This is a genomic window from uncultured Endozoicomonas sp. (assembly GCF_947495845.1).
GTDB lineage: Bacteria > Pseudomonadota > Gammaproteobacteria > Pseudomonadales > Endozoicomonadaceae > Endozoicomonas.
Map to the genome: position 1 here is coordinate 64,428 of NZ_CANMAO010000020.1, position 14,172 is coordinate 78,599.

Sequence of the window (14,172 nt, forward strand, 5' to 3'; positions counted from 1 at the left end):
CTTAGTTTAAAAGAGCGATTGATACTGTTCTGTTCAATCAAAGCAATCTGCGTTTATTGGTATAGTTTTTGATGCTGTACAGGGCTTAATCGCAGAGCTTGGTCATCCCCATGGTGGTTGAATGTTTGGAGTCACCAGGAAGAGTTGATGAGGGAATGTCAGCGCAGCTCCATATGACGCCCGCTGTCTGGTCCAGCTCAAGGTCCATGGTATCCAGCCATACTTCACCCTGTTCAATATTAATTTTTACCAGATCCTGATCAGCGTTATAGTCCAATATTGCGATGGGCGCTGGAAGCTCACTACTGGGCACCTTTTTGATAATGCTTCCCTCAGCATCAAGTAGATACAATGTATCTGTCGCGTATTTTATGATCTTGGTGGGTTCTTCAGCTGCTGCAGGAATACTGACTGAGATAGTCAGCATCAGTGGAGCCAGGATTCGCTTGAATGACATTCGGTTAGTTGACATTGTCATTTTCTCCATGCGTTAGTGGGGTTGAGTGTGATTCACTATCCGATTGGCTAACAGCCAGAGCCAGGCCGGTTAATAATACAATGCCCAGGGCATTTACTGCCGGATATCGAAGGTATAGGCTCATAAATAATGCACCCAGAATATTAATGACAATAATCCCTATAAATGAAGCAAGCCAGCTGCTCTGGGAGGGGGCGTGAAAATTGTGGCGAGCAATGATAACCAAGATTAACGTCATGATGATCAGTTCAATCAAATCGGCCCAATCGAAGCTGGAAAACGAAAATACGGCGTCCGGAGCTCGTAGGTAATGCTCACCCTGAGTCAGTAGGTTATCCAGTGCCATAGCATGGAAAAATACACCAGGTAACTGACCATGAATCGGGCTGTTTACATAATCTGGAATGCCATGGAATATGCCGCCAAGGAAAACCAATTTATCGTGGAGGAGCGCTTCTGTAGTGTCATTTCTGGAACCCAGCTGATTGACAAAAAGCTGTCTTGAATAAGGGCATGTCTGTCGTACTTTTTGATCAAATTCCTGACTTTCGTTTAAACCAAAGAGTGCGTGTTGACGCATGATGTTCCAGCCAGCAATCAGGCTGCCAGCAAAACCCTGTTCATGGGTCTGACAATTTTGACTGTCGCCAGTCACATATTGCATGATCGGGTCGACCCGAGTTCCCCAGCTAATGGTCAGTGGTGGTGCTTCGTTTAGCCATTGGAGATCTCCACAGTCCTTCCTTTTACAGAAAACCCTAAATAATTCAGTGGCAGGGGTTTCTCTGATGTTGTTATTTCTTTCCAGCTGCAATGGGTATTGTTCAGCATAATGACTCCAGTTAACCGGCGCGCTGAGTACGCCGCTCTGAAGTTCTGGTAGTGCCATGCTGCCCTGATCATTAACAACATCTGCAATAAAAATTGGGCTCTGCCCGTCAGGATCATTATGCATTTGCAGAATTCGTTTTAAATTCGTCAGCCCTTTCTGACCCCGGTTCTGTGAATAAAGAATATCAACAAAAACGGCCTTGGGTTCGTAAGATAATATTCTTCTCAGTATCTTGGCATACTCTTGATAGCTAATTGGCCAGGTCAACTCAAGATCTTTAAGAGCAGCGTCGTTTATAAGAACAACAGTAATATCAGATTGCCCGGTATTTTGATAAAACGGAGCCATAAACTGGCTCAGCAGGCGTTCACTGTATTGATCTGTGTAGTCCTTCAGACCAAACGGGTTGAGTACAAAGATGAATGTAGCGAAAAGCAACTGTGAGGCAACGAAAAACGACGCAGGGTGTTTTTTGGTCAGAGTGGCATACCATATCTTCAGGTGTGTAAAAGCCACTTTGAAGGTTGATATTAGTCTCAGGTTCATCCTATGGGTAGCCTTTTGAAGTCAGTGTTTGTTTTTCTTGTCGTGGCCGGCCCAGTGGATGAGCAGAGAAGATAAAGCTATTAATGCAATTGCTCCGGAATAGAGAATGGCATCTTCCATATGGTTGATGTTTGCATTGGTCAGAAATGAGAACAATTTGACAACCAGCATCATGATGATCAGATTCATCAATTTAGATTTCAGTTCATCAATACTGTTAATGTTCAGTATCTTGCCTTCACCGTTTTGGCGGTTAACGTCCATCTTACTGATAAAAAGTTCGTAAAGGCCAAAAGCAAAAATAAACAGAACACCTGCCATCAGGATTCTATCAACCATTTCAACTAATAATGTCAGCATATGATGGTTGGGCTCTGATGTTGTGTCATTGCCTGTCAGATAGGAAAATATTTCCTGCAATGCGTGATAACAATCAGAAACGGCCAGCATGATCATGGCAATACCGCCAAGAAGATTGGCAAGGACGCCCAGAATAACCACCCAGCGAAATGCCCAGAGTAATTTTTCAAAGAATGTTTGTGGGTTCAGCTTGGGTGGATTTGCTGCAGAACCGTTATTATCTTCCATGATTGTTTATAATTTCGCCAATGATAACAATGAGATGTAAGTAGTTTTACTAATTTATCGGTAAATAAATTAATTGTCCATGGTCGTTTTAATATTGTTGTGATTACACACGACCAACTTCTTTTTCGGGACAGTTTGACGCTAATAGATCAAATCGCTTGAGCAAACCGGCCTATGCACCGGCCCCTTGCCTTGACTGCTCACTGTTTTCCACCAGAATCTCCGCACCAATCGAGTTAATGTTTACCCATAAGGTATCGTCGATTTGGATACCATGATCCACCGAGTTTTCTTTATTGGCGGCGACCTGTTCAGCGCTGAGATAACGACTGCTTCGATGTAAGGACGAGTGTTGCAGCGAAGTGGATATATCCACTCTGGAGCTGCAGATAATCGTCATACTCTGCTTATCGCTAGCGTTATCGGCTGGCGAACTCATAATGGATTCACTATAGCTTGGGTAGCGGGCACCGGCTCGAATAGAGGCCGTGTGTTCAGTCACTGTCGTACTGCCATTTTGCCAGTAGGCGGCAACGCTTATTCCACGACGGCCGCAGTCGGTCAACGCTTTCAGGATGAATTTTCGGTTATGGCAGTTGTGAACAGTGATGGTTGATATGCCAACTTCCAGAGCTTTGGCGTGAGCCAGATCAACGGCGGAGGCAATGCAGTTAAGGGCGCTGCGACCGCTGCAGTTGATTATGGCTGAAGTGCTGTCTTCGTAGACAACCTTGCTCATTGTTTTTTTTCTATCGGATTTTATATAGTCCAGTGCCAGCTCTAACTCTTTGAGTCCGTTCAGGCCATGCTTTTCAAGCCACAGAACCATATTGGCGGCATCTTCGTAATTTCCTACAAAATAGCCGCTGGCTTCAAAGCAGCGGCGCAAGGCCGCTTTTAACTCATTCATTGAAATGATCATAGGGCAGCGACCTCCTCTGTGTGCTTTGTCGTTTTAGTTGATGTTATTGCTATGGTTTCATCGGAACGGTATTCCGGGCTTAAGGGCATAAACCAGTCATCGTCAAACGTACCGCCGATATCTTCCAACAGTGGTGCTCCCTGAAACATGGTATTTCTCACCCATAGTCGGGATTTGGGGTCAAATTTGCTGACACCAAAGAAGGATAACTTCGCCCGAAGCAAGTGCATTGGTAGCACATCACGGTGTAACAGGTTTGCTTGAATGTCACCATACAGACAGCGGTTCATACTCTGAATCCGTCGTACAATGCCTCGCAGCTTTGGGCGAGCTACCATAAAACGAGCCGTGTTGTGATCTGGAAATTCAGAAATGTAATCAAGCAGCTGGTCGTAGCATTTACGCACCGCGTAGCCTACCCCGAGTGCCATCTGCCGGTCTTTGCCTTTTTCTTTTAAAGCATCCCCCAGGCGGGGTTCCATTTTTTCTTCAGAACGATACCAGAAGATATCCCTGGCGCCATCGGCAATAAAATCCATGGTCAGGGCCCAGTCATAGCGATCTTCGATTACCGTTTGGAGGGTCTGCAGGGGCATTATTGGGTCAAGATCCAGAAACTCTTCTGCTGAGCAGTAGTCTTCCAGTTTATTAACCAGTTCTGGATATAACTCAAGGAGTACAGACACCAGTAGCTCCTGGCCTTGCAGTGAACAGTTTTTTTCGCTCCAAAGGATGAGCTGACCCCAACGGGTAAAAGGTTGACTGCTTTGTTTATGGAGTGCTTTCAGATCCTTAATAACCTGTATGTTGTGATCGGATTGCCACGGGTCCTCAGTTTTTGTTTGCCGGGTATGATGAGTGGTTCGATCCAGCAGTTTTCGGAACCGCTTTTTAATCGTGCTATCTACCGCCCCAAGTACTCTGACTCTGGCCAGTGCCAACTCACGCATTTCAATCCACTGATTAAATAAGAGCGGGTGATGGATCAGAAAAGGCGCCATGCCCAGGCCGGTGGAATTACCAATACCCACATAACGCTTGATGGTGATATCCATCGGGGAAAATGTATCGGGCGACTGGTGTCGGGCGATATGTTCTACCTGCAGTAAACTGAAATTGCGTAGCATGAAACAGGTGAACATTTCTGCTGAGAAGGGTCGAGCAAAATCTGGCCAGCGGCTTTGTACTTTTTCCCAATCAGCCATACCCAGCTTGCCACTGCCATAAACGGCAGTCGTTCTGTATAAATAGCCTACCTGCTCAATTTTTTGCACATCGGGTTGCTCACCCGCTGCCAGCGTATCGACGACATAATCAAAATTACGAAGGCTACGGTTTGCACGGGATAGTACAAAGACCCGGGAATCAACTCGACCAGCTTCTTGTTTGGGAACGTTTTTTCGTAGTGTTTCCAGATAATGGTCATCGACTTTACCGGCCACCAGAGCCATGGTCAGATCCCACTGCTCGGCAATTACTCTGTCATTACGTTGTTCTGGATCTAGCCAGTTGGAAAATAATACAAAACTGTAGACGCCATAAGGCGCACTAATTTGATAAACGACAGTGCCGTGGCCTTTTTCATCGAGATCACAACAGGAAAGTACGATCTGCCAGCGTTCCAGCATGACTTTTCGCATCAAGGATCGCATAAAACTTAAACGAGACTGGTGCATAGCGCCCAGGCGTTCCAGGTCCATAACCTGAGAGGCCGGGCGCAAAGGCAATGCGTTGTCACCTCGCAGGGAGGAATGAATGTGTGCAGGTTTTATCATTATTATTATCCTCTACGACAACAGACCACACAGCTGTTGATCATCAGATGATTGCTACTTGCTACTTGCTACTTGCTAATTGTTCGGTGTGCAAAGTGCTCTGATATGGCTGAGAGCTATCATCGGTGAAAGTAGAGGGGATACACAAATCAAAATGTCATATCTTCTGATAAGACAAACTTATCAATTCAGTTATGTGCTCCTGTCGTATCAAGAATCAGCTGAATCAATGACTGGGCAGGCGGGCTTAAGGATTTGTTGTTTAGTGTGACGATGCCCGTAAAGCGAACAATATCTGGCGACACCAAAGGTATAAAGCATAACTTGTGGTGCCCATCAGGAAAGGCGAGTCGTGGCAATGTGGTTATGCCCATACCTGCCTCTAGCATGGCAATCAGTGAAATCATATTGGAAATGTGAAACTGAGAACCCTTCAACAGCGGTGCCGCTTCAGTTTGCTGCAACAGGAGAGACGTGCCGTTTGTGATAAGCCGGTGTTGATGAAGTTCTTCCCAGTGCAAACCCGTTCTGGATGCCAGTTCATGATCCTTGGGGCAGACGATCCCTACCTGATCTTTCCAGATTGGAGTGAACTGCTTATCGGTATGATCATCGGGATAAAACTGATTGCAGATACCAAAATCCACCTGCTGTTTTTCAACCATCCTCAAAACAGTGTTGGAATTATCGTCATAAAAGCTGATGTGCAGATCCGGTGCATCGGCCATAAAGCGCACCAGAATGTCTGGCAATACCTGGCTGGCAATAGAGGGTACAGAGGCAAGGCGCAAATGACCGGTTTTGTGCCTCACTAATAAGTCCATGTCCTGGGCAATTCGATCATGATGCGCAACGAGTTCTTTGGCTTTTGGTAGAAAATCACTACCGAAAGCTGTCAACTCTGTTTTTGCTGTTCGGGCACTGCGTTTTTCAAACAATGCTTCGCCCAGTTTGTTTTCAAGATCCTGAATGGATAGAGAAATGGCAGGTTGTGATCGGTGGGCTTTTTTCGCTGCGGCATGAAACCCTTTTAGCTCGGAAACCCAGATGAAATGACGTAGCTGAGTAATTTTGAAATCCGCCGCCATGATAAGAAACTCTTATTAGAATATATGCTTAATTAATTTTAATTATTAAATAACAACTCTTAAGATACCAGCACAATATAATAAAGGTGACCTCTATGTCTGACTCAGTATTCAAGAATTATATTGCGGGCAAATGGGTAGAAGGAAATAAACAACCAATAGCCAATATCAGCCCCGCAGATGTCAGTGATGTGGTGGGGTATTATGCCCAGGCAGATCAGGATCAAACCAGAGAAGCCATCGCTGCAGCACAAACTGGTCAAAAGGAGTGGGAAAAAAGTGGTCTGGAAGAACGCTATTCTGTGTTGATGGCTATCGGTGATGAACTCATTGCCCGTAAAGATGAACTGGGTGCCATTCTTGCCCGGGAAGAAGGCAAGACTCTGGCTGAAGGGGCAGGGGAGACGTACCGCTCTGGTCAGTTTTTTCATTATTATGCGGCTGAAGTGCTCCGTCAGATGGGAGAGACCGCTGACTCAGTTCGCCCCGGTATAGAGATTGAAACACGACGGGAGCCCGTTGGTGTGGTGGGTATTATCACCCCATGGAATTTTCCAACAGCAACCGGGGCATGGAAGATTGCGCCCGCATTGGCTTTTGGTAACGCCATTATTTGGAAACCAGCGAATCAGGTTCCCGCATCGGCCTGGGCGCTGACTGAAATTATTTCCCGGCAGAATCTACCCGAAGGCACCTTTAACCTGGTGATGGGGCCGGGAGCAGAAGTCGGCGATACATTGATTCATTCTCGCAGCATTAATGCTCTGACGTTTACCGGCTCGTTAGAAACCGGTCGAAAAGTGGCTGCTGCCACAGCGGTCAACTTGGTGAAATGCCAATTGGAAATGGGCAGTAAAAATGCCCTGGTGGTGTTGGATGACGCTGATCTGGACAATGCCGTTGAATGCGCCGTCAATGGAGCATTCGGTGGTACCGGACAAAAATGCACGGCTTCTTCTCGCCTGATTGTGACAGAAGGCATTCATGATCGTTTCGTGGAGGCGGTTATTGAGCGGATGAAGAAACTGGTGATTGGTCACCCCCTGAAAGAGGGCGTTCATATCGGTGCTGTAGCCGATGCCCGTCAGATGGAACAGAATCTGGCGTATCTGGCGCTGGCCGAGCAAGAAGGTGGTACAAGAATCTATGGCGGTGAAGTGCTGACAGAAGACACCGAGGGCTACTATATGCAGCCAGCATTGTTCACGAACACCACCAACGATATGACCATTAACCGGGAGGAAGCTTTTGCCCCCATTGCCTGTGTCATCAAGGTCAAAGATTACGATGAAGCATTGGCTACGTTAAACGACACCAACTTTGGTCTGACCGGAGGTATTTGTACAACGTCGCTTAAATACGCATCCGACTTCAAACGCAATGCCAAAACCGGCTGTGTGATGGTAAACCTTCCCACAGCCGGAACAGATTATCACGTTCCCTTTGGCGGTCGGAAAGATTCCAGCTTTGGCCCCCGTGAACAGGGCACCTATGCCAGAGAGTTTTACACCACGGTAAAAACCACCTACATCCGGGCGTAGCAGGGAGGCAGGTTTATGAGTCAATTACTGCATAATGAGCTGATCGTGATTGATGGACTGCAGTATTCCAACTGGAGTCGTGAGATTTTCGAGCAGCTGCATGCAGGTGGCGTAACGATGGTGCATGCCACCATCGTTTACCATGAACAGATTCGTGAAACATTATTACGGATTGCTGAATGGAATCGTCACTTCGAAAATAATCAAGATCTGATTATGCCGATCAAGAGCGTCAATGATATACGCAGGGCAAAGGCGCTTGGCAAGGTCGGCATTATGTTTGGCGCACAAAACTGTTCTTCTATTGAAGACGACATTGGCATGATTGAAATTATGCGTGAGCTGAACCTGATGATCATGCAGCTCACTTATAATAACCAGAGTTTGCTCGCCTGTGGTTGCTATGAAGCAGAAGACAGTGGGGTAACCCGATTCGGTCGTCAGGCCATTGCTGAGATGAACCGGGTAGGGATGGTGGTTGATATGAGTCACAGTGGTGAACGCAGTACGCTGGAGGCTATTGAAATATCCCAACGTCCCATTGTTATCTCCCACGCGAATCCCAGTAGTTTTCATGCTGCTAAACGCAATAAGTCCAACACTGTATTGAAAGCACTGGGGGACTCTGGTGGGTTGCTTGGTTTCAGTTTATATCCTTTCCATCTGAAAAATGGATCGGACTGTACGCTGGATGATTTCTGTGACATGGTCGCCCGTACTGCAGATTTAATGGGCGTTTCCCAGATTGGTATAGGGACGGATCTTTGTCAGAGCCAACCTGTGGAGACTCTTGAATGGATGCGGAATGGTCGTTGGTCCAAAACCATGGATTATGGTGAAGGTTCAAAAAATAATGCTAGCTGGCCTGAACCGTTGAGTTGGTTTAAGGACAGTCGGGATTTCCCCAATATTACGAAGGGGCTTCTTGCCCGAGGCTTCAATCATGATGAAGTTGCCCGAATCATGGGGCTGAACTGGCTGAATTTTCTCGATAACGCTTTACCTGCTCAAGTTTGACGATCAATAAAGCAACATAGTCGCGTTCTCTTTGCGGCTCCCTGATAGTAATAGCAATAAAAATAACAACAACGATGAATCAGGAGCGTATCTCTATGCTGAATACATCCCATAATCCTATACCCTCGGAGAGGGACAGTTCGTCATCCCGAATGGGGCTGCTGACTGGGGTTGATCTTCCGGTATTTATATTAAGCGGGGGTGGCCTGGCACTGTTTGTCATCCTTGCGCTGTACGACATAGAGCTTGTATCAGCCTGGGTGAACAGTGCCTTTGCAACGTCTACCAAATTGTTCGGTGCTTATTGGCAGGTGCTCTTGTTATTGACCTTTGTTATTGGCTTACTACTGACGGTGGGTCGTACGGGTAAAGTCGTTCTGGGTGGGATTAAAACACCGGAGATCAGCCGGTTTAAGTGGGTTTCCATTATCATGTGCACACTGCTGGCAGGCGGTGGTGTGTTCTGGGCTGCTGCAGAGCCCATGGCGCATTTCACCTCTCCGCCACCACTGTTTGGTGGTGAAACGGGTACAACGGATGCCGCCTATAACGCCCTGGCTCAAAGTTTTATGCATTGGGGTTTTCTGGCCTGGGCAATACTGGGAAGCCTGACCGGCATTGTATTGATGTACCTTCATTATGAAAAAGGTCTACCACTAAAGCCTCGCACATTGTTATATCCGGTCTTTGGTGATCGTGTGATGAAAGGTTGGTTAGGCACCGTGGTGGACGCCAGTTGTGTATTGGCGGTAGTGGCCGGAACCGTTGGCCCGATAGGCTTTCTTGGTTTACAGGTGAGTTTTGGTCTGGAAAAACTGTTTGGTATTCCCGATACCTACACCACACAGGTCACCATTCTTACCGCGCTGATTGGCATTTATACCATCTCTGCCGTCAGTGGGTTGACCCGCGGTATTCAGATGCTCAGTTCAGCAAATACCGTTCTGGCAGTGGTGCTGATGGCATTTATTTTACTGTTTGGACCAACGGCGTTTATTGTGGATGGCTTTCTGCAGGGATTTGGAATCTACCTGGATCAGTTTATTCCCATGGCAACATTCCGTGCAAGCCCAGGCTGGCTGGACTGGTGGACTGTCTTTTTCTGGGGCTGGTTCCTGGGCTATGGTCCGCTGATGGCTATGTTTGTTGCTCGTATTTCCAGAGGTAGAACCATTCGTGAAATGGTGTTGATGATCTCTTTGATTGCTCCGGTCATCACCTGCTTCTGGTTTACCATTGTTGGTGGTAGCGGTTTGGCTTTTGAGCTGGAAACACCGGGGGTGATTTCAGAACCATTTACCGGCTTTAACTTACCTGCGGCTTTGTTAGCCATTACTGAGCAGCTGCCTATGGGCTTTGTGATTTCAGTGTTGTTCCTGATTTTGACCACCATCTTTGTAGCCACCACCGGTGACTCAATGACTTATGCGGTGTCCATGGTCATGACGGGTAATGACCACCCACAAACACCGGTTCGGATTTTCTGGGGCATCATGATGGGGCTAACAGCGGCGCTGCTGATCTCAATAGGATCGGGCGGTATATCAGCCCTGCAGTCGTTTATTGTGGTCACAGCCGTGCCGGTCTCATTGGTGCTGTTGCCTTCTTTGTGGAACGCCCCTCAGATTGCCCGCAAGATGGCCAATGAACAGGGACTCTAAAGCACGTTGAGAGCAGGCTAAGGAAGTCCTGCTCTTTGTATAGGAATAGGCTCACGGATGAGCACTGAATATTTACGCAGTGAACGTTATGAAAAAAGCGGTAAAAACGGATCTCTTTGCTTCAAAAGCGCCTTTGGAATGGGCCGTGATTGCCAACGGTCAATTATCGACGGCTCAAATTCCAATAGATGCAGAAGGCAAGGTAGTTGAAGGTGGGATTGAGGCACAAGCACGTCAGACCATGGAAAACTTCAAACACACGATTGAGGCGGCAGAGCTCTCAATGGCAGAGGTAACTCAGGTACTTATTTATGTCACCCACCGGGACCAACTGCCGGTATTTAATAAGGTGTATGCAGAGTACTTTGAAGCACCTTATCCTAACCGCGCGGCGATGATTGTTGCGGGGTTGGCAAGAGAAGAGATGTTGTGTGAAATTGTCGCATACGCGGCGGTTCCATAACATCACTTACAAATTCCTGGGCCAGGGTGCCTAACGGGTTATATGCCGTAAATTGTAAATGAAGGCGCCTCACCTCACCTCAGCTCGGTTTGATTGGCTCAGAGTCGAACAAATCGAGTTGAACTGTTCGTTCCTGATGACCTTTACGATCTTTATCGTAGTCGCTTTCTTTGAGAACCTGACACTCCTTGATTTCTGAACGTTCTATGGGAGATGGTTTATTTTTAGGTGGCTTTGAGTTGCTTAATGGATTGCCCTTTTTTGAACTACTGGTTGTTTCAGCCCCGGCAATAAGCTTGAAACGCTTATCTTCTTTCGACAACAAGCCTTGATCCAGCAATGATTCAAATGCGGATTTGATTTCATCAATCATCTGGCGCTGGCTGGGAGTTTGTCCATACACACCGGAAAGAATTCGCTCTTCTAAAAACATACTCCAGTCTGCAGAATCATCGTGCTTCACTTTTGATTCACCGGCTGTGTTATTTGATTCAGTTGGTTTGACCATGCCAAGTGCTAGAAGAGCCGTGTAATCGACTAACATTGCAATGACAAAAAATATACATAATCTGACCTCTCGGCAGAGGCCGGTCATCAGAGCCTGAAAGCTACCTGTTTCTGCTCCTCGGGTATGAGATTCTGGTTGTATTCTTAGCTGCTGAACCAACGCTTCACGCTGCACATAAAGCGCATCCAGCTGTTCCAGCCTGTTATCACTTCGCTGACGATACCCATTATTGATATCATCTTCAGTGGATTGCATGATTAGGTTGATCTGCCTGGTGATATCGCTGATTTGCTGACGCTGTTGTTGAGCAGCGAATGAATTGTTGTTGGATTCAATAAGCTCTTTTTCAAAAATGGCAATGTGCTGTTGCCAGGCTGATTCCATAAAAGCAGTTGTTGCCATGACTGATAGTATTAATAACACGGCAGCCATGATTTGTAGTTTTTTATGATGTGATCTTGAAAATAAGTAGAGACATAATTGAAGGCTGATAGCGGCTGCAGTACTCATTATGAGTTGTAGCTCATTCATTGGTAAACTGATCAGCAACATGGCCAGAGCGCCTGTGGAAACAAAAGCCAGTGTTATTCCGAAAAATCTCAAAAGCAATACATCAAAAATTGATGCCTTAACTAGTGAGTTCTGATTTGGTTTTTTTTCTTCTCTCAAGTCTTATTTTATTCCTTTATGGTGTGAAAGGTTGAGTGTTAAAGTTTTGGTGCTCACTCGTTTTTTCGGTGTTTATGTTGAGTTGATCGCCCCAACGATTACATAGTTTTTCGATTTTTTGGTAGTCGTTTAAAAGTTTTTGTGGTTCGATGCCATCTTCAACTCTCATCCGGATTACTGTCATTGCGGCGTGATACTCTGCATGGCTTAGGAAGCCTAAATCACGTACGCATAGATGATAAGACTCACCGTCAAAACAGGATAAAATAACGCGTGCAGCAATATGAGAATTTTGATTATGGCTTAATGCAAGTTCAAATAAAGTGTTGAGGCTTTGTATTTTTGAGTATTCTGAAGATTCTTTATCGAGAAGATCTGTTGTGTTTTTGTTTTTTTTGTTAGGCATATTTTTCAATTTTAATTGATTTCTGTTTTGGTTGCAATTTATTACCTATCAAAGTTTGGAGTTGTATTTGTATTATTAATGTTTTTGTGGATTTTATGCGTCTTATTGAAATGACGTTTTGTTAGATTTCTAATGCCTAGTAGTTGAATTTCGATAAACAAGTTAATTGCATTATTAATGAATTCATGCATTTTTTGATCGGCAATTTTTCGTGAAGCTATTTCAGAATTTACAGCACGAGCTAATGCTTGAATGTACTGCTTAAGCCATTCAGGGTAATCAATCGGAAATTCTGGTGATGCGAAAATAGAAGTGCTGCTGGATGCACTGATTAATGGCCGTTTTCCCTGACTATTGATAGGTTTATTATGAGTGGTTGTGCGAGTCAGTGATTTAAATCTACGCCTTGTTTTGCGCATCCACTTCATTCCATTGTCTTCATCGTGTAGCCATTTAGACATTCTATGATCAGTGAGTTGTAGTAGACCCGTATTGTACGTTTTATTGTGATCAAATCCGACGGCTTTGCTGAGTTGGTTCCAGCTAAACTGTCTTCCTAGTGAGGATGCTTTTATACCTGATGATGAGAAAATGCCGTAATGTAGCCTGATGCCAGCTATTCGGCCTGTTGACTGGATATTTGCACTAATACTGACACGATGCTTTTTAAGTGAATTTAAAAATTCAAAAAATCGACAGTCCTCAGGTTCAGATTTACAATCAGTAATTGCAGTTTTAATGATGTTTCGAAGTTTCTCTTTGCAGGACTTTTCGCCTGTGCGTTGGGTCATCCGGTACTCGGCAGTTCCAGGGTTTGTACCATCTGGTCGTCTGGAGTCATCAGTAGCTGAGCAGGCCAAACGCTTATTTACGCGATGCAGATTATGTTCTATTTCTAATGTTTCCATTGCTGACTCCCAAATACGAAAGTCGGCATGAGGGTTATGGATTTTTCCAGTTTCATTAACTGTTGAATATAGCATGTGTACGTGGAGGTGATCGGTGTCTCCGTGAACAGCATAAAGAGCGGGTCGATTTCCTGATGCAACCATCCTTAATGCTTGTCTGGCAATAGTGAAAGCGCCCTGTGCATTAAGCTTTTGTTTGTCATCAGGGTGAAACGATATCACTCGATGCTCCCAGTGAGGTTTTGGTTTTGGGCGCCCAGGACGATGATTGTTATTCCAGTTAACCACAGTGTTCATGAATTTTTTTGCGGCAGTTTCGGGTGGTGTGTTCATTAATATAGCCGGGCTTGCTTCCGTTTGAATTAATAATATTCGCTCAGTTCCGGAGCCTTTTAGTTTGTTCGTTTGTTCATTAGTTTGTTTCGCATTTGGGTCAATCATATACTTTGCTACAGCAATGCCGGTAGAAATGCTTCCGTTTAATTTTGCGTCGGCGATCATTTTTGTTTCTCCTGAAATTCAATAAATGTTTGCAGTCCTTGCAAGAATAGCTTGAGATCTTCTGATTCTGGCAGAGTGTCAGATCGTGCTAAAACAATAAATTCATTTAATACGTTAGTGAATTTTGATAGGTAATAAATGCGTTGCCGTTCAAACTCTGAAGGAGTCTCAATGATTCTTTTCTTGTTTATGAGCAGCCACTCCCGATGAATATGCGACACAATCCATTATCAGAAAATTGTCGTAAGCACTATTTGATAGAACAATGA

General features: G+C 45.4%; 13 protein-coding genes. 4 read left to right on the plus strand and 9 right to left on the minus strand.

The window, feature by feature from the left end; genetic code table 11:
- Positions 1–85 precede the first annotated feature (85 nt).
- The 6 genes from Q1B11_RS13765 to Q1B11_RS13790 form a co-directional block, all read right to left on the minus strand.
- The gene (locus tag Q1B11_RS13765; protein WP_299733654.1) at positions 86–472 is read right to left on the minus strand and encodes a hypothetical protein; all 387 of its coding nucleotides are present in this window, start codon (positions 470–472) and stop codon (positions 86–88) included.
- Positions 462–1,856, minus strand: coding sequence for a CHASE2 domain-containing protein (locus tag Q1B11_RS13770; protein ID WP_299733656.1), 1,395 nt, complete (start codon positions 1,854–1,856; stop codon positions 462–464). The genes Q1B11_RS13765 and Q1B11_RS13770 overlap by 11 nt, the downstream gene beginning before the upstream one ends.
- A gap of 21 nt (positions 1,857–1,877) precedes the next feature.
- Positions 1,878–2,444, minus strand: a complete 567-nt coding sequence (locus Q1B11_RS13775; protein WP_299733658.1) for a YqhA family protein — start codon at positions 2,442–2,444, stop codon at positions 1,878–1,880.
- 172 nt (positions 2,445–2,616) lie between these two features.
- Positions 2,617–3,366: a DUF3726 domain-containing protein gene (locus Q1B11_RS13780; protein WP_299733660.1), complete on the minus strand. Its 750-nt coding sequence runs from the start codon at positions 3,364–3,366 to the stop codon at positions 2,617–2,619.
- Positions 3,363–5,141, minus strand: a complete 1,779-nt coding sequence (locus tag Q1B11_RS13785) for a hypothetical protein (RefSeq protein ID WP_299733662.1) — start codon at positions 5,139–5,141, stop codon at positions 3,363–3,365. Before Q1B11_RS13785 ends, Q1B11_RS13780 begins: the two co-directional genes overlap by 4 nt.
- 188 nt (positions 5,142–5,329) lie before the next feature.
- Complete coding sequence (locus tag Q1B11_RS13790; protein ID WP_299733664.1) at positions 5,330–6,229, minus strand: LysR family transcriptional regulator; 900 nt, start codon at positions 6,227–6,229, stop codon at positions 5,330–5,332.
- Between the two features lie 95 nt (positions 6,230–6,324).
- Between Q1B11_RS13790 and Q1B11_RS13795 the strand changes: the two genes are divergently transcribed.
- The 4 genes from Q1B11_RS13795 to Q1B11_RS13810 all read left to right on the plus strand — a co-directional run bounded on the left by Q1B11_RS13795 (position 6,325) and on the right by Q1B11_RS13810 (position 10,911).
- Positions 6,325–7,770 carry an aldehyde dehydrogenase family protein gene (locus tag Q1B11_RS13795; RefSeq protein WP_299733666.1) on the plus strand — a complete coding sequence of 482 codons (1,446 nt, stop codon included), beginning with the start codon at positions 6,325–6,327 and terminating at the stop codon, positions 7,768–7,770.
- A gap of 15 nt (positions 7,771–7,785) precedes the next feature.
- The gene (locus Q1B11_RS13800; RefSeq protein WP_299733668.1) at positions 7,786–8,787 is read left to right on the plus strand and encodes a membrane dipeptidase; all 1,002 of its coding nucleotides are present in this window, start codon (positions 7,786–7,788) and stop codon (positions 8,785–8,787) included.
- Between the two features lie 152 nt (positions 8,788–8,939).
- On the plus strand, positions 8,940–10,448 hold the full coding sequence (locus Q1B11_RS13805; protein WP_299733679.1) for a BCCT family transporter: 1,509 nt from the start codon (positions 8,940–8,942) through the stop codon (positions 10,446–10,448).
- Positions 10,449–10,536: 88 nt separating this feature from the next.
- Complete coding sequence (locus tag Q1B11_RS13810) at positions 10,537–10,911, plus strand: RidA family protein (RefSeq protein ID WP_299733670.1); 375 nt, start codon at positions 10,537–10,539, stop codon at positions 10,909–10,911.
- 79 nt (positions 10,912–10,990) lie between these two features.
- Here the strand turns inward: Q1B11_RS13810 and Q1B11_RS13815 are convergent, their stop codons facing one another.
- The 3 genes from Q1B11_RS13815 to Q1B11_RS13825 all read right to left on the minus strand — a co-directional run bounded on the left by Q1B11_RS13815 (position 10,991) and on the right by Q1B11_RS13825 (position 13,903).
- Entirely contained in the window at positions 10,991–11,821 is an 831-nt protein-coding gene (locus Q1B11_RS13815; protein ID WP_299733672.1) for a hypothetical protein, read from the minus strand.
- A gap of 283 nt (positions 11,822–12,104) precedes the next feature.
- Positions 12,105–12,494 (minus strand): hypothetical protein, encoded by a 390-nt coding sequence (locus Q1B11_RS13820; protein ID WP_299733674.1) that lies wholly within the window; start codon positions 12,492–12,494, stop codon positions 12,105–12,107.
- Between the two features lie 41 nt (positions 12,495–12,535).
- Positions 12,536–13,903, minus strand: coding sequence for a relaxase/mobilization nuclease domain-containing protein (locus Q1B11_RS13825; protein ID WP_299733675.1), 1,368 nt, complete (start codon positions 13,901–13,903; stop codon positions 12,536–12,538).
- Between the last annotated feature and the right edge of the window lie 269 nt (positions 13,904–14,172).